Annotated in this window: 19 protein-coding genes and 1 pseudogene; 11 read left to right on the top strand and 9 right to left on the bottom strand. The window is 65.2% G+C overall.

The genetic code is table 11. The features are described from left to right. Nucleotides 1–161: 161 nt before the first annotated feature. A complete protein-coding gene (locus LDB29_RS18760) occupies nt 162–932 on the top strand; it encodes a CsgG/HfaB family protein (RefSeq protein ID WP_025547481.1) in 771 nt (256 codons plus the stop codon). Nucleotides 933–1017: 85 nt separating this feature from the next. On the opposite strand, the gene LDB29_RS18755 is transcribed toward LDB29_RS18760, so the two are convergent. Beyond that, the gene (locus LDB29_RS18755; protein WP_257555341.1) at nt 1018–1533 is read right to left on the bottom strand and encodes a hypothetical protein; all 516 of its coding nucleotides are present in this window, start codon (nt 1531–1533) and stop codon (nt 1018–1020) included. A 127-nt stretch (nt 1534–1660) separates the two neighbouring features. On the opposite strand from LDB29_RS18755, the gene LDB29_RS18750 reads away from it, so the two are divergent. The 4 genes from LDB29_RS18750 (at nt 1661) to LDB29_RS18735 (ending at nt 5968) form a co-directional block, all read left to right on the top strand. Next, a complete protein-coding gene (locus LDB29_RS18750) occupies nt 1661–3181 on the top strand; it encodes a fumarate hydratase (RefSeq protein WP_025547484.1) in 1521 nt (506 codons plus the stop codon). A gap of 209 nt (nt 3182–3390) precedes the next feature. After that, on the top strand, nt 3391–3588 hold the full coding sequence (locus tag LDB29_RS18745) for a DUF559 domain-containing protein (protein WP_061937851.1): 198 nt from the start codon (nt 3391–3393) through the stop codon (nt 3586–3588). 1 nt (nt 3589) lies between these two features. Further along, nucleotides 3590–4507 carry a DMT family transporter gene (locus LDB29_RS18740; RefSeq protein ID WP_257555339.1) on the top strand — a complete coding sequence of 306 codons (918 nt, stop codon included), beginning with the start codon at nt 3590–3592 and terminating at the stop codon, nt 4505–4507. Between the two features lie 96 nt (nt 4508–4603). Beyond that, nucleotides 4604–5968: a methyl-accepting chemotaxis protein gene (locus LDB29_RS18735; RefSeq protein WP_025547487.1), complete on the top strand. Its 1365-nt coding sequence runs from the start codon at nt 4604–4606 to the stop codon at nt 5966–5968. 285 nt (nt 5969–6253) lie between these two features. On the opposite strand, the gene uvrB is transcribed toward LDB29_RS18735, so the two are convergent. After that, nucleotides 6254–8437, bottom strand: a complete 2184-nt coding sequence (gene uvrB, locus LDB29_RS18730) for an excinuclease ABC subunit UvrB (RefSeq protein WP_257555336.1) — start codon at nt 8435–8437, stop codon at nt 6254–6256. 343 nt (nt 8438–8780) lie between these two features. On the opposite strand from uvrB, the gene LDB29_RS18725 reads away from it, so the two are divergent. Continuing rightward, nucleotides 8781–9326 carry a DUF3617 domain-containing protein gene (locus LDB29_RS18725; RefSeq protein ID WP_048576805.1) on the top strand — a complete coding sequence of 182 codons (546 nt, stop codon included), beginning with the start codon at nt 8781–8783 and terminating at the stop codon, nt 9324–9326. A 109-nt stretch (nt 9327–9435) separates the two neighbouring features. Beyond that, nucleotides 9436–9939: a DUF3617 domain-containing protein gene (locus LDB29_RS18720; protein WP_257555334.1), complete on the top strand. Its 504-nt coding sequence runs from the start codon at nt 9436–9438 to the stop codon at nt 9937–9939. Nucleotides 9940–10255: 316 nt separating this feature from the next. Here LDB29_RS18720 and LDB29_RS18715 read toward each other — a convergent pair whose 3' ends face one another. Both LDB29_RS18715 and LDB29_RS18710 read right to left on the bottom strand, forming a co-directional pair. After that, nucleotides 10256–12556 carry a bifunctional diguanylate cyclase/phosphodiesterase gene (locus LDB29_RS18715; protein ID WP_257555332.1) on the bottom strand — a complete coding sequence of 767 codons (2301 nt, stop codon included), beginning with the start codon at nt 12554–12556 and terminating at the stop codon, nt 10256–10258. A 158-nt stretch (nt 12557–12714) separates the two neighbouring features. Further along, nucleotides 12715–14475, bottom strand: coding sequence for a fatty acyl-AMP ligase (locus LDB29_RS18710; protein WP_044660374.1), 1761 nt, complete (start codon nt 14473–14475; stop codon nt 12715–12717). 150 nt (nt 14476–14625) lie between these two features. Between LDB29_RS18710 and LDB29_RS18705 the strand changes: the two genes are divergently transcribed. From LDB29_RS18705 to LDB29_RS29300, 4 genes and pseudogenes are all read left to right on the top strand, one after another. Then, the gene (locus LDB29_RS18705; RefSeq protein WP_044660375.1) at nt 14626–15150 is read left to right on the top strand and encodes a regulatory protein RecX; all 525 of its coding nucleotides are present in this window, start codon (nt 14626–14628) and stop codon (nt 15148–15150) included. 49 nt (nt 15151–15199) lie between these two features. Beyond that, on the top strand, nt 15200–15718 hold the full coding sequence (locus LDB29_RS18700) for a DUF192 domain-containing protein (RefSeq protein ID WP_257555329.1): 519 nt from the start codon (nt 15200–15202) through the stop codon (nt 15716–15718). 49 nt (nt 15719–15767) lie between these two features. Then, nucleotides 15768–16166, top strand: coding sequence for an NADH:ubiquinone oxidoreductase subunit NDUFA12 (locus tag LDB29_RS18695; protein ID WP_048576808.1), 399 nt, complete (start codon nt 15768–15770; stop codon nt 16164–16166). Continuing rightward, nucleotides 16163–16564: pseudogene (locus tag LDB29_RS29300) on the top strand (DUF2155 domain-containing protein); the annotation flags it as partial. The gene LDB29_RS18695 and the pseudogene LDB29_RS29300, both read left to right, overlap by 4 nt. 35 nt (nt 16565–16599) lie before the next feature. Here LDB29_RS29300 and aat read toward each other — a convergent pair. The 5 genes from aat to LDB29_RS18665 form a co-directional block, all read right to left on the bottom strand. Further along, nucleotides 16600–17364, bottom strand: a complete 765-nt coding sequence (gene aat / locus LDB29_RS18685; protein ID WP_306812444.1) for a leucyl/phenylalanyl-tRNA--protein transferase — start codon at nt 17362–17364, stop codon at nt 16600–16602. A 117-nt stretch (nt 17365–17481) separates the two neighbouring features. Then, the gene (gene queA, locus LDB29_RS18680; protein ID WP_257555327.1) at nt 17482–18516 is read right to left on the bottom strand and encodes a tRNA preQ1(34) S-adenosylmethionine ribosyltransferase-isomerase QueA; all 1035 of its coding nucleotides are present in this window, start codon (nt 18514–18516) and stop codon (nt 17482–17484) included. Between the two features lie 111 nt (nt 18517–18627). Continuing rightward, nucleotides 18628–19404, bottom strand: a complete 777-nt coding sequence (locus LDB29_RS18675) for a peptidylprolyl isomerase (RefSeq protein WP_257555325.1) — start codon at nt 19402–19404, stop codon at nt 18628–18630. A 94-nt stretch (nt 19405–19498) separates the two neighbouring features. Next, a complete protein-coding gene (gene coaD, locus LDB29_RS18670; protein WP_025547507.1) occupies nt 19499–20011 on the bottom strand; it encodes a pantetheine-phosphate adenylyltransferase in 513 nt (170 codons plus the stop codon). A 4-nt stretch (nt 20012–20015) separates the two neighbouring features. Beyond that, the gene (locus LDB29_RS18665) at nt 20016–20936 is read right to left on the bottom strand and encodes a polyprenyl synthetase family protein (RefSeq protein WP_140042580.1); all 921 of its coding nucleotides are present in this window, start codon (nt 20934–20936) and stop codon (nt 20016–20018) included. Nucleotides 20937–20961: the final 25 nt, after the last annotated feature.

Here is a 20961-nt window from a genome sequence, read left to right as displayed (position 1 = left end):
GGGCCTGTCAGCAGGCTCGCACATCCCATGCCCGTTAAGGCTATGGCGGTGATAACCGTTCGCATTACTTGCGCGCCCGCGCGGTTGTGCTAGAGCATGGTGCAAATATCGGGGCGCCACAAAATCAAAACGACTTCAGCAACTTTCAGGGGTGCATGACAATGCGTGTGTTCGCGAAGTTCGTCGCTGCCGCAGCCGGTCTGGCTGTCGCGGCTTCTCCGGCGATGGCCGCTGACAAGGGCTCGTCCGCCCGGCAGCAGCAGGCCAAGAAAACCGCCGAAATTCCTCATTGCACCCGGCGCCTCGGCACGGTGGCCATCGTCGAGCCGGACAACCAGTGGTGGCGTGAGCTGAACCTGGGCAGCCCGGAGGCGATCCTCAAGGTGTTCATCCAGCAGTCGGGCTGCTTCGGCATCGTTAACCGCGGCCGCGCCATGGCCAGCCGCAATATGGAACGCGCCATGGCGGACTCCGGCGAATTGCAGGCGGGGTCCAATCTGGGCAAGGGCCAGGTGAAGGCGGCGGATTATTATCTGCAGCCCGACATCGTCTCCTCCAACAAGAATTCAGGCGGCAATGCGCTGGGCGGCATGCTCGGCGGCTTCCTGGGCGGCCGGACCTTCGGCGCGCTGGCAGGCGGCATTTCGGTTAAGAAGAGCGAGGCCAATGTGACGCTCTCCATCGTCAACGCCCGTACGACCGAGGAAGAGGCGCTGACGGAGGGCTATGCGCGCAAGTCGGACCTGAGCTTCGGCGGCGGCGGTGGCGCCGGCTGGTGGGGCGGCTTCGCCGCGGCCGGCGGCGGCGGCTACCAGAATACGGAGATCGGGCAGGTGATCGTGCTCGCCTATCTCGACGCCTATACCAAGCTGGTGACGCAGCTTGGCGGCCTGCCTGCCAATGCGGCTGCAGCGGCGCCCCGCGCGCAATAAAGGACGGTTTTGAAGGGAAGGGCGCTGCCGGAGCTTCCGGTGGCGCCTTTTTTTCACTGGTCTCGCCATCCTGCTGCGCGATATTCTAGCCTTCCCGTGTCCTGAGCGCCCGTTCATAGCGTTTTGCCGCTGCGTCGCGGGCTTTCTCCAGCGGGTGCCTTTCGGCTTGATGCCGTTTTTCCAGGTCCTGACGCGCGCGCCGAAGGGCGGCTTCGCGGCGGGCCAGTTGACGGCGCTCCGCTTCCTGCTGACGGTCGAGAGCCGCCAATGCCTCCTCCGCCGCCTCCAGCGGTGCGCGGTCGGGGCGAGGCCTGGGCCTGGCCGCGCCGCGCGCCTTCGCCTTTCTGGGGCTTGCGGGCTTCTCCTCAGGCAGCGCGGCGAGATGTTCCGCCATGGAACCGCGCGGGCGCTTGATGACCTGGCCTGGACGGGCGAGCGGCTCGGCCATGAGGGCCGGATCGGTCACGACCTCCGCCACGCCGCGGGCGAAGAGATTGGCGTCGGCGCCCCAGGCCTCCAGCGCCGCCTTCTGGCTGGGCGCGGCGACATAGGCATCGTGAAAGCCGATGGCGGTGCGATAGGTCTTGAGCGCGCGGGGCATGGGCGGGAAACGCCCGGGACAGGCGGCCGGCTCCCTGCCGCTACTGGACTCACGCGCGATTCCCTACTAGCCGCTCCCTGCATGGACCCGCCGTGCGGGGCGGGCCTTAGATTAGGGACCAGGGTAGATGACCGTCATCAAGACCGCCGATCTGATCGAGAGCGTGGCCGACGCGCTTCAGTTCATCAGCTATTATCATCCGATGGATTATATCCGCGCACTGGGCAAAGCCTATGAAGCGGAGGCCAATCCTGCGGCGAAGGACGCCATCGCCCAGATCCTGACCAACAGCCGCATGTGCGCAGAGGGGCATCGCCCGATCTGCCAGGACACCGGCATCGTCAACGTCTTCATCAAATGGGGCATGGACTGCCGGCTGGACGATAACAGCCGCTCCATGCAGGAGGTCGTGGATGAAGGCGTGCGCCGCGCCTATCTGAACCCGGAGAACCGCCTGCGCGCCTCGATCCTGAAGGACCCCGCCTTTTCGCGCGTCAATACGAAGGACAACACGCCCTGCGTGCTGAATGTCGAGATGGTGCCGGGCGACAAGGTCATCGTCGACGTCGCGGCCAAGGGCGGCGGGTCGGAGAACAAGACCAAGTTCAAGATGATGAACCCCAGCGATTCGATCGTCGACTGGGTGCTGGAGATGGTGCCGCAGATGGGCGCGGGCTGGTGCCCGCCCGGCATGCTGGGCATCGGCATCGGCGGCACGGCGGAAAAGGCCGTGGCGCTGGCCAAGGAATCGCTGATGGAGCCCATCGACATGGGCGAATTGAAGGCGCGCGGACCGCAGAACGAGATCGAGAAGCTGCGCATCGAGATTTTCGACAAGGTCAACGCGCTCGGCATCGGCGCGCAGGGGCTGGGTGGCCTCGCCACCGTGCTGGACGTCAAGATCTACGACTATCCCTGCCATGCGGCGGGCAAGCCGGTGGCGATGATCCCCAATTGCGCGGCGACCCGCCATGCGCATTTCACGCTCGACGGCTCGGGTCCCGCCTATCTGGAAGCGCCGAAGATTTCGGAATGGCCGCAGGTGGACTGGAAGCCGAGCAAGGAGGCGATCCGCGTCGACCTCGACACGCTGACGCCGGAAGTGGTGCAGAGCTGGAAACATGGCGACCGCCTGCTGCTCAACGGCAAGATGCTGACCGGCCGCGACGCGGCGCACAAGCGCATCCAGGACATGCTGAGCCGCGGCGAGGAACTGCCGGTCGATTTCAAGGGTCGCGTCATCTATTATGTCGGCCCCGTCGATCCGGTGCGCGACGAGGTGGTGGGCCCGGCCGGTCCGACCACGGCGACCCGCATGGACAAGTTCATGGACATGATGCTGGAACAGGGCCTCGCGGCCTGCGTCGGCAAGGCCGAGCGCGGCCCGGCGGCGACCGACAGCATCGCCAAGCATAAGAGCGCCTATCTGATGGCGGTCGGCGGCGCGGCCTATCTGGTGGCGCGGGCGATCAAGGCGGCCAAGGTGGTCGGCTTCGAAGACCTGGGCATGGAAGCGATCTACGAGTTCGAGGTGCAGGACATGCCCGTCACCGTCGCCGTCGACAGCGAAGGCCAGAATGTCCACCGTCTCGCCCCGCTGGTGTGGCAGGAGAAGATCAAGAAGGAAGGCCTTCTCGAAGGGGTGTGAGGCTCGCCCGATCCTCCCCGTCGGAAGATGGGGAGGGGGACCGTTTGCGAAGCAAATGGCGGCGGGGAATCGGCGCAAGGCAGCCGAATGGAAGGATCGTCGCAGGCGCGGGAATTGCGGCGCGCTTTGGCGCACCCGAAATCGCGCTGTGAACAGCATCCGGTCGGGCTTTTGTGCTGGATTTCCACTGCGCCTCTGTCCGGTTGGCTATGGAGCTGGACAGCGGCTTTCATGACCATGCTGAGCAGATGGCGCAGGATGCCCAGCGTAGCAGATGGCGGCGTTTTCAGGGGGTTAGGGTGCTCTGGATCAAGGCTCATGACATAATCCGGGATTTCGACGATGTGGCGCGGCACATCCTGCACCACGGTCGCGCATTTCCCCTCCACCATCCCGGGAAGGACTAGGATGGCGTTTCCCATCTGGCTTCCGGCGACGCTGCTGGCGGGAGCGACGCAGGCCTGGCGGACGGCGGTGCAGCGCCGGGTCAGCAAGGAACTGTCCGTCAACGCGGCGGGTCTGGTGCGCTATCTCTACGGCCTGCCCTTCGCGCTGATGCTGCTGGCGGGCTATCGGCTGATCTATCCCGGCCCGCTCCCCTCGCCCGATCCATCGTTCCTGCTATTCTGCCTGGGGGGCGGACTGGCGCAGATCGTCGCGACCAATTTGCTGATCATGGCCTTCGCCCATCGCAATTTCGTCGTCGGCACGGCTTATTCCAAGACGGAGGCGGTGCAGGGGGCCATCCTATCCTTCCTGCTGATGGGGGAGCGTCTGCCTCCCTTGGCTTGGGCGGGGATCGGCTGCGGCGTGGCGGGCATCATGCTGCTGTCGGTCGGCGGCAAAAAGCCCGGCTTCCTCCGCGCGCTGGGGCAACCGGCCGCGCTGTGCGGCATCGCCTCGGGCTTCTTCTTTGCGCTGACCGCCATCGCCATCCGGCGGGGAACGCAGGAGGTGGACGCCGGTGGCGCGAACGCGGACCCGGTCCTGGCCGCGCTGATCGTGCTGGTCGTGACGGTCGCCATGCAGACGGTGATGCAGGGCGGCTTCCTGCTGCTGCGCGAGCCCGGCGAAATGCGCAAGGTGCTGCACGGCTGGCCCATTTCGGGGCAGGTCGGGCTGTTGTCCGCCCTCGGTTCGGCATGCTGGTTCACCGGCTTTGCGACTGCGCCGGTCGCGCTGGTGCGGATCGTCGGGCAGGTGGAGGTCGCCTTCACCCTGGGCTTCGGTCATTTCTACCTGGGCGAACGGATGAAGCGCAGCGAGGTCATGGGGCTGGTGCTGGTGGCCACCGGCGTCGTGCTGGCGCTGACTGGCGCGCTGTAACGGCCCACCGCATCGATAACGGATATTTTACCAACGTCCGATAGCCCGGACGGCGTGGAAAACCAGGCAAGAACCCGGAACGTCGAACAGGCGGTGATGAAGGTGGCCAAGCTGTCCGGCGACCTAGGCATCCGCACGCTCGACCTGCAGGCGGACATCAGCGAGCTGGCGGATCGCGTCACCAATCAGGCCCGCACGATCGAGGCGATCAGCGGCGCGGCGGCGCAGCTTTCCCGGGATGGCGAAAGCGTGTCGCTGGCGGGACAGGATGCGCGCGAAAAGGCTGTGGCCGCGCGGAGCATCATCCAGGATTCCGGGCGTCAATTGTCGGACGCCAACAGCAATTTCGTCGACCTGATCGAGCGGGTGAGCAGCGTCCACGCACAGCTTGACGGCTTTCGCGAGGCGCTGAAGACCGTCGCCCATGTCACCAGCGTGATCAGCGGCATCGCCAGCCAGACCAATTTGCTGGCGCTCAACGCGACCATAGAGGCGGCGCGCGCAGGCGATGCCGGGCGCGGCTTCGCCGTGGTGGCCGCAGAGGTCAAGAAGCTGGCGCAGGAAACCGCGACCGCCACCCAGACCATCGATCAGTCCATCGGAGCGCTGACCGGCGAGGCGGGCAAGATGCTGGAGGGCATCGTCCACGGCGCGGAAACCGCGCGAACGGCGCTTAACGACACCAAGAATATCGAACTGCTGGTCGAACGGCTCGGCGCGCTGATGGAAGACCTGTCCAGCAACAGCGAGGGGGTGGCCGAACGCATTGCCTCCATCGTCGGATCGGCGGGCGAGATTCGCGGCGGGCTGGCGGCGCTGGCGAGCACCTCCACCGACAATGCAGGGGGCCTGCAAAGACTGTCCGGCCGCATCTCCACCGCCAGCGACGACACCAACCGACTGCTGCAACTGGTGGCGGAAAGCGGCGTCGAGATACCCGATACGCCCTATATCGATTTCTGCCTGGATGCCGCGCAGGCGGTAAGCGACGCGCTGGAACTGGCCGTTGTCGAGGGCCGGCTGACGGAAAGCGAATTGTTCAGCGAATCCTACATGCCGATCCCCGGCACGCAGCCGGTGCAATATAGCCATCCGGTCCAACCGGTGCTGATCCCCGCTGCGCGGGTGCAGCAGGAAAGGGCGCGCGTCTTTCCGGGGCTGTTCGGCATGACCTTCACCGACCGCAACAGCTTCGGCGCGGTCGCGATGCCGGAACGGTCGCATCCGCAGCGGCCGGGCGACGACAACTGGAATTTCGAATATTCGCGCCAGGGCCTGATCTTCGATTTCCCCGACACGCGCGAGCAGTGCAGGATCACCCAACCCTTCTGCATCAAGGCCTATCGGCGGCTGAACGCCGTGGGCGAGGTCATATTGCTGAAGCAGGTCATCGCCTCCATCCATGTTCGAGGACGGCATTGGGGGATTTTGCAAATGGCCTATCAGGACCAGGACAGGTGAGATTTTCGGCCTGAAGGGTCGGGAGCGATCTTCGCCGCGTTCTGAAGACGGAGCGGCGTATGGAAGCCCCATTCAAACGCCACCATGATCTGCGGAAGGCGGGTGGATCGCGGCCATTCCGCTATTCTTGAGGCACAAAGTGCTCCTGCGAAGGCGGGAGCCCAGTTTCCACGGTGCAATGGTCCACAGACGGCGGAACCGGGCTCTGGACGAACCACGCGTCTTGTTCGAGCGCCTTCGAGGAGCATGGCGGGTTCGAACAAGAAGCGGACGGTTCCCCGGCCCCTAACGTCCGAACTTCTTCTGCACCTTCCCGTAGCGCAGTTTGCGCGTTCCCGGCTTGCCCTCGGTCGCCCGTCCTCGCGGCGCCGCCACCTGCTGCCCGGCGGGCAGGCCAAGCTCTTCCGCCTCCAGCTTGCGTATTTCGTCCCGGATGCGTCCGGCCTCCTCGAACTCCAGGTCCGCCGCCGCGGCCCGCATCTGCTTTTCCAGATCCTCGATATAGGCGCGCAGATTGTGGCCGACGAGGTGCGGCCTGTCCTCCAGCCCGGTATCCACCGTCACCTGATCCTTCGACGCGACATGGGCGATGATGTCGCCGATGTTGCGCTTGATCGTGGTGGGCGTGATGCCATGTTCCAGATTATAGGCCATCTGCTTCTCGCGGCGGCGCGACGTCTCGTTGAGCGCCCGCTCCATCGATCCGGTGACGCGGTCGGCATAGAGGATCACCCGTCCCTCGACATTGCGCGCCGCGCGCCCGATCGTCTGGATGAGCGAGGTTTCGGAGCGCAAAAAGCCTTCCTTGTCCGCGTCGAGGATCGCGACCAGCCCGCATTCGGGGATGTCCAGCCCCTCGCGCAGCAGGTTGATGCCCACCAGCACGTCATAGACCCCCAGCCGCAGGTCGCGGATCAGCTCTATGCGCTCCAGCGTCTCGACATCGCTGTGCATGTAGCGGACCTTGATCCCCGCCTCATGCATGAACTCGGTCAGATCCTCGGCCATGCGCTTGGTGAGCGTCGTGACCAGCGTGCGATAGCCCTTCTTCGCCGTCTCCTTCGCCTCATGGATCAGGTCGTCCACCTGATCCTCCACCGGCTTGATCTCGACAGGCGGGTCGATAAGCCCGGTCGGGCGGATCACCTGTTCGGAGAAGGTGCCGCCGGTCTGCTCCATCTCCCACGACCCGGGCGTTGCGGAGACGCTGACCGTCTGCGGCCGCATCGCGTCCCATTCGTTGAAGCGCAAGGGCCGGTTGTCGATGCAGCTCGGCAGGCGGAAGCCATATTCGGCCAGCGTGATCTTCCGCCGATGGTCGCCCCGCGCCATCGCCCCGATCTGGGGCACGGTCTGGTGGCTTTCGTCCACGAACAGCAGCGCATTTTCCGGCAGATATTCGAACAGCGTCGGCGGCGGCTCGCCCGGCAGACGGCCGGTCAGGAAACGCGAATAATTTTCGATCCCCGCGCAGGAGCCGGTGGCAGCGATCATCTCCAGGTCGAAATTGGTCCGCTGCTCCAGCCGCTGCGCCTCCAGCAGCTTGCCCTCGGCCTGCAATTCCTTCAGCCGCTCCGCCAGTTCGAAGCGGATCGCCTCCATCGCCTGCTTCAGCGTCGGGCCCGGCGTCACGTGGTGCGAATTGGGAAACACCTTCACAAAGTCCAGGCTCGCGACCTTCTTGCCGGTCAGCGGGTCGAATTCGACGATGTCCTCTATCTCATTGCCGAAGAAGCTGACCCGCCAGGCGGTGTCCTCATAGTGCGACGGGAAAATCTCCAGATTGTCGCCCTTCACCCGGAAATTGCCGCGCGCGAACGCCGCGTCGTTGCGCTTGTACTGGAGCGCGACCAGCTTTCGGATGATCTCCCGCTGGTCCTCGATCTGCCCCTTCTTCATCGCGAAGGTCATGGCCGAATAGGTTTCGACCGAGCCGATGCCGTAGAGGCAGGACACCGACGCCACGATCAGCACATCGTCGCGTTCCAGCAGCGCACGCGTGGCCGAATGGCGCATCCGGTCGATCGCCTCGTTCACGCTCGACTCCTTCTCGATATAGGTGTCGGAGCGCGGCACATAGGCTTCAGGCTGGTAATAGTCGTAATAGCTGACGAAATATTCAACGGCGTTTTCCGGGAAGAAGCTCTTGAACTCCCCATAAAGCTGCGCGGCCAGTATCTTGTTGGGCGCCAGCACCAGAGCGGGCCGCTGCAACGCCTCGATCACCTTCGCCATGGTGAAGGTCTTGCCCGATCCGGTGACGCCAAGCAGCACCTGGTCCTTCTCGCCAGCCAGCGCGGTTTCCACCAGTTCGGCTATGGCGGTCGGCTGGTCGCCCGACGGCTCATAGTCCGACACCAGTTTGAATGGCCTGCCACCCTCGCTCTTTTCCGGGCGCGCGGGGCGGTGGGGGACGAAGCCTTCGCCGGTCTCCGGCTCGTCCAGCGTGGTGCGGATCTGGATAGACATAAGCGGAATATGGGGCCTGTGGCTTGAGACGCAATCGGCTTCACGCTCTCTTGTGCCGGGAAGCGGCAAAGCCGTGCGCCTCCGCCCTTTCAAGGCTTCGGTTCGAACGCCCCCTCGGACGGCGGCGGATAGACCTCCAGTTTGTCACCCTGGCGCGCGCGAAGGGCCGAAGTACGCCCTTCTCCATCTCCCCAGTCCATCAGCGCTCACCCGATTGTCGAACACGCATAGCATCAGAGTTGGAACAAATAAAGAACATATGACTTGCCCATTCCGCATTGCATCCTCCCCCTCCCTTGATATGGTCGCGCCCTAAACGGCGTGGAAACAGGGAGAAAAGCTTATGCGTCCGACACTTTCCATCCTGATCGGCCTGACGGGAGCGACCGCTCTGCTCGCGGCGTGCGGCGAAAAGAAGGCGAGCGAGCCGCAAACCCGCGAGGAGGTCCGCCAGGAAGTGCAGAAGGTCCAGCTCAAGCCCGGCCAGTGGGAGGGCAGCTATGAGCTGGAGGACATCGACATGCCGAACATGCCCGGCGGCGGCGACCAGATGAAAGAGCAGATGAAAAAGATGATGAGCCGCACCTCGATCAAATATTGCGTCTCGCCGGAGGAAGCCGCCAACCCCAGCGGCAAGATGTTCTCGGGGCAGGAGAACAAGGATTGCGCCTACAAGGGCTTCGACGCCAGCGGCGGTTCCGTGAAGGGCGAGATAAGCTGCAAGTCGCAGGGCGGCACGATGAACGCCGTCATGTCCGGCAGCTATGCGCCCGAAAGCTATGAGATGCACATGGACATGAAGATGACCGGTGCGCCCAATGGCATGAACATGAGCATGAAGGCCAGGACCAGCGGCAAGTGGATCGGCACGACCTGCGCGGAGAAGTAAGGGCAGGCGATGTGAGCGAAGCGCCTGCAGGCGATAGCAGATTCCTCTTGCGCTTTGCACGGCTTGGCGCGAGCCTGCACCGGTTCCAACAGAGAACAGGGGAGAGGATATGCAGAAATTCGCGCTGGCGGCCTTGCCGCTTGGGCTTGCTCTCGGCTTGGCCGCCTGCGGCAGCAAGCCGGAACCCGCGCCCGAAACGACCGAAGCGCCGATCGTCATGAAAGCGGGCGAATGGGCGCTGACGCGCAAGACAACCGGCTATAATACCCCCACAGTCACCCCGGCCGAATATCAGGCCGCGCTGAAACAGGTGAGCGAGGACAAGACCTGCATCGCCGTCGATGCCGCCGGCGTGCCGGACGCCAATGCTCTCGCCGGGGATGAGGGCAAGAACTGCACCTACAAGGACAAGCTGATCCGCAAGGGGCGCCTGATCGCTACGCTGAGCTGCACATCCGGCAAGGGCACATCCGAAATCGTGCTGGAGGGCAATTTCACCGCCGATACGCTGACGCTGGGCAGCACCATGACGAGGACCGAGGGCGGCCAGCCCGTGCTGCGCACCACCCATGACGTCACCGGCAAGCGTGCAGGGGAATGCACCGAGGCGTGACGATAAGGACCGGGCGGGGTTCTCCAACTGTGCCCGGTCCGCAAAGCCCGACGGCGCGGCGTCTTCCTTTCGCGGGATCGCCGGCCTTTCGGAGCATGGCGCGCGGCCCTCGCGGCGATCGAAGCTACCGGCCATTATAGCAAGCGCGGGGATGCTTTCCGAGGCGATGGAATTACGGATCGAGAGCGGCGGATAAGGGGCGGGTCGAGAGCAGCATGGGAGAACATGCTGCCGCGACGGATGGGCAAGACTGCGCCATGTTCGATGGACCCCGGAGCGCATCTTGGGTCGCGTCCTTCCATCGCGGCGATGAAGCCTAGGCCCGGGCGCGCACCTGATGCCCGGGGAAGAGCGCCGCCGCGTCGGCCGCCGGCATGGGCCGCCCGAAATAGAAGCCCTGCACCTTGCGGCAACCCAGGCCCCTGACCATGGCCAGTTCGGCCTCCGTTTCGACGCCCTCCGCCGTGGTCGCCATGCCCAGACTGTCCGCCAGCGTGACCACCGCGCGGATGATCGCCAGGCTTTCCGCCCTGTTGTTCGCCGCGCCCACGACGAAGCTGCGGTCGATCTTGATCGTGTCGAAACGTGTGCGGCTGAGATAGCCGAGCGAGGAATAGCCCGTCCCGAAATCATCGAGCGACAGCCGAACGCCCAGCCCCCGCAACTGATCGAGTATCTTGAGCGCCCCGGTATCGGCGTTGACGAACACGCTTTCGGTGACTTCCAGCTCCAGCCGCCGCGCCTCCAACCCGCTCTGCGCAAGGGCGGACACCACGGCACCGACAAAGCTCGGATGGACGAGCTGCTCGGCCGAGACATTGACCGCGATGCGCACGCCGTCGGGCCAGCATGCCGCTTCCTTGCAGGCGGTCCGCAGCACCCATTCCCCGATCGGTCCGATCAACCGGGCTTCTTCCGCGACCGGAATGAATTTGGCTGGCGAGATCGGCCCCATGTCCGGGTGGGTCCAGCGCACCAGCGCCTCGAACCCGACGACAATGCCCGCCTGCGCCTCCACCACCGGCTGGAACAGCACATGCAGCTGGTTCTTCTCCAGCGCGTCGCGCAGCGCGAGTTCCAGTTGGCGGCGCTCCTCCGCCTGCGCATGCAATTGCGGTTCATAGGCGCAATGCACGCCGCCGCCATCGCCCTTTGCGCGATAGAGGGCGAGGTCCGCGCTGCGGATCAGCGCCTCCGATTCATGGCCATCCTGTGGCGACACCGCCGACCCGACGGATGCACCGACGTAAAGCGTATGTTCGTCCACCTGATAAGGGGCTGAAAGGCCGTTGATGATCCGGGCCGCAAGCCTGTCGACGCCGTGATTGTCCCCCAGTTGCGGGATGACGACGGCAAATTCGTCGCCGCCGATGCGCCCGCAAAATTCCGCGCCGGAACAGATATGCCGCAATCGCCGCGCCACCTGGGTCAACAGCTTGTCACCGATCTGGTGGCCCAGCGTATCGTTCACCGCCTTGAACCGGTCCAGGTCTATCATCAGGAAGGCGCAGCCGCCGCGCCCTGCGCCCGCCGCCGCGCCACCGCCGCCCATGGCCTGATCCAGCACATCGCGCAGATGCGTGCGATTGGGCAGGCCGGTCAACGGGTCGAACCGCGCAAGCTGCGCGATCCGTTCCGCGGATTCCTTCTGTTCGGTAATATCGGAGCCGACGCCCCGGAAGCCGAGAAAGGCGCCGCCCTCGTCATAGCGGGGCGAGGCGGACAGTTCCCACCAGCGCACATCCCCCTCCAGCTCGACCGGCAGGACGATGTTGCTGAAGCTTTCCCGCCGCTTCAGATGATCCGCCAACGCATGCAGCTCGGTCGGGAACAGGCCGCTTTCCCAGGCATTTCCAGCCAGCAGTTGCACCAGCAGCACGCCTTCCACTTCGGCCGGTGTACGGCCGAGCATTTCGGCAAGGCGCGGCGACACGCCGCTCAACCGCCGCGCGGGATCGGTCTGCCACAGCCAGTCGGACGCGCCATGTTCATATTCGCGCAGCAGCAGGCTGACGACCTCGCTCTTTTCCTCCAGTTGCACGCTGGCGCTGTGCTGCCGGGCGAAGGTCCGTGCATAAAGGAAGCAGCCGACCAGCAGCGACAGCGCATAGCTGGTGGCAAGGGCAAGCAGCGGCGTCTGGTCGCGCGGATCGAACAGCGCGCCAAGCCCGACGATGCAGGGTAGCAGGAAGCCGGTCGCCGCCAGCGGAGTGGCGGCATAGCTGATCGCGCCGCAGACCATGATGCAACTGATCAGCGTCCAGTGCGCCACCAACTGCGCGGCGCCGTGCCCGGACGAGAGCGTCATCATGCACGCCGCCCAGACAAGGCCGTGAAGCAGGCCGGTGAAGCCATGGACCCTGAGATCGGTCGCGCTTGCCGCCGCGCCATTGCGCCTGCGCCGCAGGATGGCGCCGACGGCCATGGAAAGGACCAGCGCGGCGCTCCAGACAATCAGCCCCGGCACGGAGCGGTGATCGCCGAAGACCTGCCACAGGAACAGCAGGCCGAAGAGGTTCATCGCCTGCCTCAGCAGCGCGACATGATCGGCCGAGCGCAATTGGGCGGCAAGGACGCGCTCCGCCGCATCGCCCGGCACGACGGCAAGACCCATCATCGCCCGAAGCGATATTCGCTCCCGCGAAGCCTGTTCAGAAGATGGCCCTTGCCCGCGTCTCACCCGGCTGGATTAACAGCAAGCGGTTATCAATCCGTAACGGCCGTCAAAAGCAGATGAAAAAAGCGGCCCCCGGCCAGTCGGTGCGCGGCAAAGGGTCAGGCAGCGATGTCGTAGGGCCGGATTTCGCCGGTCAGATAGAGGTTGCGCGCCTTCGACCGGCTGAGCTTGCCCGAGCTGGTGCGCGGCAAAGTGCGCGGCGGCACCAGTTCGACCACGCAGTTCATGCCGGTGATCGCCCGCACGCGTTCGCGGATCTGGTCGCGCAGCCGGGTACGCTCATCATTGTCGGAGGTGCGGCAATGCACCAGCACGGCGGGCGCTTCCTCGCCGCCCGGCGTGGTGATGGCAAAGGCGGCGATGTCGCCCTGCTTGAAGCCGGGAAGCTGCTCCACCGCCCATTCGATGTCCTGCGGCCAGTGATTCTTGCCGTTGATGATGATCATGTCCTTGGCGCGGCCCACGATATAAAGATAGCCGTCGCTCAAATAGCCCATGTCGCCAGTGTCCAGCCAGCCGTCGACCATGCAGGCGTCGGTCGCCTCAGGATCGCGGAAATAACCGACCATCAGCGACGGCCCGGTGGTCCACACCTTGCCGATCTGCCGCTCGTTCAGCTTCGCTCCATCCTCGTCCCGGATTTCCACGACCATGTCGCGCGCCGGCTTGCCGCAATTGACGATCGAGCGGAAGCGCTGCGGTCGGCCTTCGGTCGCGTCGCCGCCGGAAAGGTCGGTTTCCTCCACCAGTTCGACGATGATGCCCTCGCCCGGCGGCATGATGGTGACGGCCAGCGTGGCCTCGGCCAGGCCATAGCTCGGCAGGAACGCCTTGGGGCTGAACCCCGCGTCCCCGAACGCATCGACGAAGCTCTGCATCACGTCCGGGCGGATCATGTCCGCGCCGTTGCCCGCGAGCCTCCAACGGGACAGGTCGAAACGATCCTGCGCCTTGGTCTGGCTCGACATGCGGCGCGCGCAAATGTCGTAACCGAAGGTCGGGGAATAGCTGATCGAGGTGCCCTCGTTCCGGCTGATGAGGTCCAGCCACGCCAGCGGCCGCCGGGCGAAATCCTCGGTCTTCATATAGTCGGTCGACACCTGGTTGGCGACGACCGACAGGAAGCAGCCGACCAGACCCATGTCATGATACCAGGGCAGCCAGCTTATGCAGCGGTCGCTCTCGACCAGTTCCATGCCGTGGCTGTGCGCCGCCAGATTGCTGAGCAGCGCATGATGCGTCACCGCCACGCCATGGGGGAAGCGGGTCGAACCGCTCGAATATTGCAGATAGGCGATCTCCTCGCCCTTCGCCTGCGGCAGATCGCAGGGCACGGCTTCCCGCGCGATGAAATCCTCGAAGGCGATGCTCTCGACCGCCTTTTGACGGCCGGATTCCCCCGCCATCTCCTCCAGTTCCTTGGGAAAGAGGAACAGCATCGGGTCGCAGCTCGACAGTTGGACGTTCAACTGGTCGATATAGCTTTCCTTGCCGCCGAAGCTGGTCGGCAGCGGCAGCGGCACCGGCCAGGCGCCCGCATAGACGATGCCGAAGAACAATTGCGCGAAATCCGGGCCCGTCTCCGCCACCAGGGCCACGCGATCCTCCGGCTTCACCCCATGGGCGATCAGCCGGTGGGCGCAGGCGACGGCGTCCTCGCGAAGCTCCGCAAAGGGATAGGGTCGCGCCAGATTCCCCCGCGCGTCGTGAAAGTTCAGGCCGCGCCGCCCGGTCGCAGCATAGTCCAGCGCTTCGCCCAGCGTCTCGAAGTCCGAGAAGCGGCGGGGCAGATCGTCGGTGGTTGGCGTCGGTGCCATCATGCTTTGCGAACCCGTCATATTGGTGTCACCCAATGTCATGTTTGTCATATTCCGGCGCGCCGCTAACAGCTTTCAAGCCGCTTTGCACCGGATAGTTGCATTCCAGCTTGGGCTTTTACCCCAAAAGGGGCGGTAAAATTCCGGCCCGACTGTGGCATAATCAAGGCGCAACAGGCATGAAGCATTGCCATGACCGGCAAACGCCCTCCTGCCCCGCTCGATGAAGAGGCCATGCGCGAACTTGCGCTGCGTTATGTGGCGCGCTTCGCCACCAGCCGGGCCAAATTGCTCGCCTATCTGGGCCGCAAGATCAAGGAACGCGGCTGGGGCGGCGAAGACCCCGCCGATCCGCAGGCGCTGGTCGATCGGCTGAGCGAATTGCGCTATGTCGACGATGCCGGCTATGCCGTGATGAAAAGCGGCGCGCTCAGCCGCCGCGGCTATGGCGCCCGCCGGGTCGCGGAAACCCTGCGCGCCGATGGCATAGCGGAAGCCGACCGGGTGGAAGCCCATGCCCAGACCCAAAGGGAAAGCTGGTCCGCCGCCGACCGCTTCGCCCGGCGCAAGCGGATCGGCCCCTATGCCCAGGAACGACCGGACCTAAAACAGCGGGAAAAATGGATTGCCGCCTTCCTGCGCGCCGGCCATGATTACGCCACCGCCCGCCGCTGGACCGACGCCGCGCCGGGGGAAGTGCCGGAAGCGGATGAGTAGCAGCTCAGCACCCTGTTTTTTAACCATCAGGCCGTGATACCTCACCCCCATGAAGCCCTTCCTCCTCCTTCTCCTTGCAATTCTCCCGGCCGCCTGCTCCCCATCCGCCCCCAAAGCCGAAAACACCGCCGCGCCCACCGCCACCGGGCAAACCACCCTCTTCCCCCTCACCATCCACACCGCCAAAACCGCTCACCGCTTCACCGTCGAACTCGCCCTTACCGAACAGCAGCAGGAACAGGGCCTGATGTTCCGCAAGTCGCTCGCCCCCGATTCCGGGATGCTCTTCCCCATGTCGCCGCCCCGCACGGCCAGCTTCTGGATGAAGAACACGCTGATCCCGCTCGACATGCTGTTCATCCACACCGACGGCAGCATCGCCTTCCTGAAGGCCGACGCCGCCCCTTATTCCCGCGAGCCGGTCTCCGCCGGCATCCCGGTCGCCGCCGTCCTCGAACTGCGCGGCGGCAGGGCGGCGGAGCTGGGCATCAGGGAAGGCGACCGCGTCGCCTGGGGCGATTGCGACCGGCCGTCCTCGTCAAACCCCCTCAATTTCTGCCCCCGCTGACCAGAACCGCCTTGCCAAGCGCCAGCCGCAACGGCTAAGCGCTTCGCCCATGGGAATCCTTGGCAAGATCTTCACCTGGTGGGATGGCGCGACCATCGGCACCTCGCTCTACACCTCCCGCAAGGGCACGAAGGTGGGTGAGGACCATCAGGGCAATGTCTATTATGAAGGCGGCACCGACCCCAATGGACTGACCCGGCGCTGGGTCATCTATAATGGCGCGAACGACGCCAGCCGCGTGCCCGCCGAATGGCATGGCTGGCTGCATCATTCGATCGAGGGCGCGCCGGAGAGTTTCCTGCCGCCCCCGCGCATCTGGGAAAAGGACTTCACCCCCAACGCCACCGGCACGGCCCAGGCCTACCGCCCCACCGGCGCGCTGGAAAAGGGCGGCCTGCGCCAGAAGGCGACCGGCGATTATGAGGCGTGGAGCCCCGACGCATCATGATGCGGCGCCCGGCGGGACGTTTCCTGCCGATTCTCGGCTGCACCCTGATACTGGCCGGTTGCGGCGGCGACGATCTGCCGACGCAGAACCAGGGCGGTCCTGTCCGCATCGAGGGGCAGAAGATCCGCAATGGCGACGAGTCTCCCCTCACCGGCACGCCGATGAACGAGCGGGTGGCGGTGATCGGCCTGCTCAACAAGCGCAACGGCATCACCACCGACCTGACGATGAAACCGGGCGAAGCGCTGCGCGTGGGCGATGCCATTGTTCGGCTGCAGGCCTGCGAAACCACGGCGCCCTGGGAAAATGTGCAGGAAACCGGCGCCTTCGTTCAGCTCGACGTGCGCAGCACCGCCGACAATAAATGGCGCCGCAACTTTTCCGGCTGGCTGTTCCGGGAACGGCCCGACCGCAATGTCGTGCAGCACCCGGTCTACGACGTCTGGGTCAGGAGCTGCACGATGTCATGGCCGGAAACCGGTCCCGATACGGTGAAGCTGGGCGACAAGGGCGAAGTGTCGGACGGCGCGCGGCCCAAGGCGTCCCCGGCAAGCGGCGAAAATGCCAGCTCGGCCCAGACGCCGGAACCGGCCGCCAGCACGCCCCGCCCCGCCCCCAGCGCCACGCCGTCCAACGCGCCCGCCAATGATTGAAGATAGTCGCGCTGGCTGATTTCGATCGCACCCAATGACCGCAGATGATCGGTCATGAACTGGCAGTCGAGCAGGGTGAAACCGCCGAAACGCATGCGGGCGGTCAGCCAGGCCAGCGCCACCTTCGACGCATCGGCGCGCCGCGACACCATGCTTTCCCCGAAAAAGGCCCGCCCCAGCGCCACGCCATAAAGGCCGCCGACCAGTTCCTCCCCCTCCCACACCTCAACGGAGTGGGCGAAACCTATTTCATGCAGATGGCGATAGGCACGCTCGATCGGATGGTTGATCCAGGTGGACGGGCGGTCCGGCGCGGCTTCTGCGCAAAGCCGGACGATGCCTGCGAAATCGCGATTGGCGGTGACCCGAAACCGCTCCCGCCGGATCGTCTTGGCCAGCGAATGGGAGATGTGGAAACCGTCGAGCGGCATGATCGCCCGTCGCTTCGGCTCGATCCAGTACACCTCCTCCGCCTCGCGGTCGTCGGACATGGGAAACACGCCGATCGCGTAAGCCTGCAACAGCACCAGCGGGTCAATCGTCATCAAAGAAAGACTTAACGCGAGACAGGGCAGCGCGCCAGTGCGACTTTCATTCCTTGGACCGCCTTGCAAAACGGGAAGCCCCGTCCTGCGGTCAGTGGAGCATCAACATGAGCGGTCTTAAGGCTGGGGCAGAAGCAGGCTGGAATCGCCATAGCTGTAGAAACGATAGCCGCCATCAATGGCGTGCCGATAGACCGACAGCATTTTCTCCGTGCCCATCAAGGCGCTTACCAGCATGAACAGGGTCGATTTGGGCAGGTGGAAATTGGTCATCAACCCGTCGACTGCGCGGAAACGATAGCCCGGCGTGATGAATATCCGCGTCTCGTCCGCGAAAGGACGGATGATGCCGTCCTCCCCCGTCGCGCTTTCCAGCAGGCGCAGGCTGGTGGTGCCGACCGCGATCAGCCGGCCGCCGGCCGCCCGTGCGGCGTTGAGGCGGTCCGCCGTCGCCTGGTCGATCCGCCCCCATTCGGCATGCATCCGGTGATCGTCCGTATCGTCCGCCTTTACCGGCAGGAAGGTGCCGGCGCCGACATGCAGCGTCAGCGTTTCGGTCCGGACGCCGGCTTTTTCGACCGCGGCCATCAATTCGGGCGTGAAGTGCAACGCCGCCGTGGGGGCGGCGACCGCGCCGTCCTCCCGCGCGAACATGGTCTGGTAATCGCTGCGGTCGCGCTCGTCGGTCGGGCGCTTGCTGGCGATATAGGGGGGCAGCGGCATCCGGCCCGCCCGTTCCAGCAACAGCTCGACCGGCTCCTCACCCTCGAAGCAGAGCGTGACGCCACCGTCCTCGTCGTGCGGGCCGGCCACAGCGGTGACGCCATTGCCGAAGTCGATCCGGTCGCCATCGCGCACCCGCTTGGCGTTGCGGAGGAAGGCCTGCCATTGGCGCAGACCGAGCCGCTTGTGGAGCGTGGCGCCGACCCTGGCCTGGCCGCGCATCCCCTCCAATTGGGCGGGAATGACCCTGGTGTCGTTGAACACCAGCACGTCGCCAGCGCGCAGCAGGTCCGGCAGATCGCGCACGATCCGGTCCTGGAAGGGCGCGTCGCCGGGCACCAGCAGCAGCCGGGCCGCGTCGCGCGGGGAAGCAGGGCGAAGCGCGATGCTTTCAGGCGGGAGGTCGAAATCGAACAGATCTACGCGCATGGTCGAATGCTCTAGAACAGCATATCAAGTGCTCCTGCGAAGGCAGAAGCCCAGTTCAGGCGGCGGGACTGGGCTCCTGCCTTCGCAGGAGCACGCATTCACCCGGCCTGACTATTTCTTCTTCGGCGCAGCCGGCTTTCTTGCGGGCGCGGGCTTCTTCGCCGGCGGCGCGACGATCGAGGGCGTGGGCGGAGCAGGCGGCGTCGGCAGTGCCGTCACCGGCGGTCTGCCGTCGCTTTCGATCGAGGCCTGGAGGATGATGGTCGGATCGGCGGGCGGTTCGCCCTGATGGATGGCATCGACATATTGCATGCCCTCGATCACACGGCCGAACACCGTATATTTCTTGTCGAGCTGCATGCGCGGCAGGAAGACGATGAAGAACTGGCTGTTCGCGCTGTCCTCGCTCTGGGCGCGGGCCATGGAGACGGTGCCACGCAGATGCGGCATCGGATTGAATTCGGCCTTCAGGTCCGGCAGCGTCGACCCTCCGGTCCCGTCCCCCTTGGGGTCGCCGCCCTGCGCCATGAAGCCGGGAATGACGCGGTGGAATTTGAGCCCGTTGTAGAAGCCCTGGCGCGTCAACTCCTTGATCCGCTCGACATGGCCGGGCGCGATGTCGGGACGCAACTGGATGCGTACGCGGCCGCCGCTCGACAGGTCCAGATCCCAGACATTCTGGGGATCGACAGGCACCGTGGCCGGCGGCAGCTTGGAAGCGGGGTCGAGGCCGAGCTGCTTGGCGGCCTGCTCCGCGCGCACGGCCGCCTCCTCCTTCTTCATCTCCTCGGCATTGCGCCCACCGCCGCCCTGGGCCAGGGCCGCGCCGCTCGATGCATAGAGAGCGAAACCGATCGCCACGGTCTTGAGCGCCGACGTGAACCGCATGAATGAAGCTTTCCTCAAATTTTGCCCTGGTGCGAACTTGCCCTGATAGCGCCCTCTTCGCGATTGGCAACTGAACGAAGGCTGAGTGGAGCCTTCAGCCCTGCCCTTTCAGGCCGATGGCGGCGACCCGCGCCTCCACTTCCTCGCGCACGGCGGGGCTGACGAATTTGTGGATCGGCCCGCCATAGAGCGCGATTTCCTTGACCAGACGGGAAGCGATCGGCTGCAACGACACGTCCGCCATCAGGAAGACGGTTTCGACCCGGCCGTTGATCTGCTGGTTCATCCCCGCCATCTGATATTCATATTCGAAGTCAGCGACGGCGCGCAGGCCCCGGATGATGACGCTCGCCCCCTGCGATTCGGCAAAGTCCATCAGCAGCGAGTTGAAGCCCGTGACGACGATTTCCGTGTCGATGCCCGCGCATTCGCGCCGCACCATATCCAGCCGTTCATCGTCGGAGAACATCGGAGATTTGGAGATGTTGGTGGTGACGCCGATCACCAGCTTATCGACCAGCTTCGCGCCGCGCCGGATGATGTCCATATGACCCAAGGTGATCGGATCGAATGTCCCGGGATAGACCCCCACCCTCTGCTTGCTCATGCCCCTAACGATCCCTTTCCACGATATAGTCGGCAATGGCGCGCAGCAGGTCGGCCTCCGGCCCGAAGCCGTGCAGATGCGCCTTCGCCTGCTCGACCAGCAGGCGCCCCTGTTCCCGCGCCCGCTCCACCCCCAGCAGGGAGACGAAGGTTTCCTTCCCCGCCGCCGCGTCCTTGCCCAGCGCCTTGCCGGCGAGAACGGCGTCCCCCTCGACGTCGAGCAGGTCGTCCGCGATCTGGAAGGCAAGGCCGATGTCGCGGGCATAGCCGTGCAGGCGCGTCCGCCCCTCCGGCGGGATGCGGGCCATGATCGCCGCCGCATCGACGCAGAAGCCGATCAGCGCGCCGGTCTTCAACTGCTGGAGCCGCGTGACCGTGGGCAGGTCGAAGCTGCTCTTCTCCGCCTCCAGGTCCATCATCTGGCCGCCCGCCATGCCGCTGGTGCCGCTGGCGACGGCCAGCGCCTTCACCAGCTCGACCCGGACGAAAGGATCGGGATGCGTCTCCTCGTCCGCCAGCACTTCGAAAGCCAGGTCGTGCAGGCAATCGCCCGCGAGGATCGCCGTCGCCTCGTCAAATGCCTTGTGCACGGTCGGCTTGCCCCGGCGAAGGTCATCGTCGTCCATCGCCGGAAGATCGTCATGCACCAGCGAATAGACATGGATGCATTCCACCGCGACGCCAACCCGCAGCGCCGAATCCCGCGAGATGTTGAACAGGTCGCTGGCCGCCTGCACCAGCAGCGGACGCAGCCGCTTGCCTCCGCCCATGGCCGCATGGCGCATCGCTTCGTGCAGGCGCCGGCGCGGGTCGTCGGGAACCGCCAGCAGCGCGTCGAACAGGCGGTCGATGTCGGCCGCCACCGCCGCAGCGCGGTCGGCCACTAGACCGATCGACCGAGGCGAGGCGGAGTCGGGTCCGCTCATGGCCGCCTCTCCCGCACGCTGCACG

The sequence above is a fragment of the Sphingobium sp. CFD-2 genome (genome assembly GCF_024611135.1).
Classification (GTDB): domain Bacteria; phylum Pseudomonadota; class Alphaproteobacteria; order Sphingomonadales; family Sphingomonadaceae; genus Sphingobium; species Sphingobium fuliginis.
The sequence above is the reverse complement of the archived record's forward strand: the minus strand, read 5'-3'. Positions and strand labels throughout refer to the sequence as shown.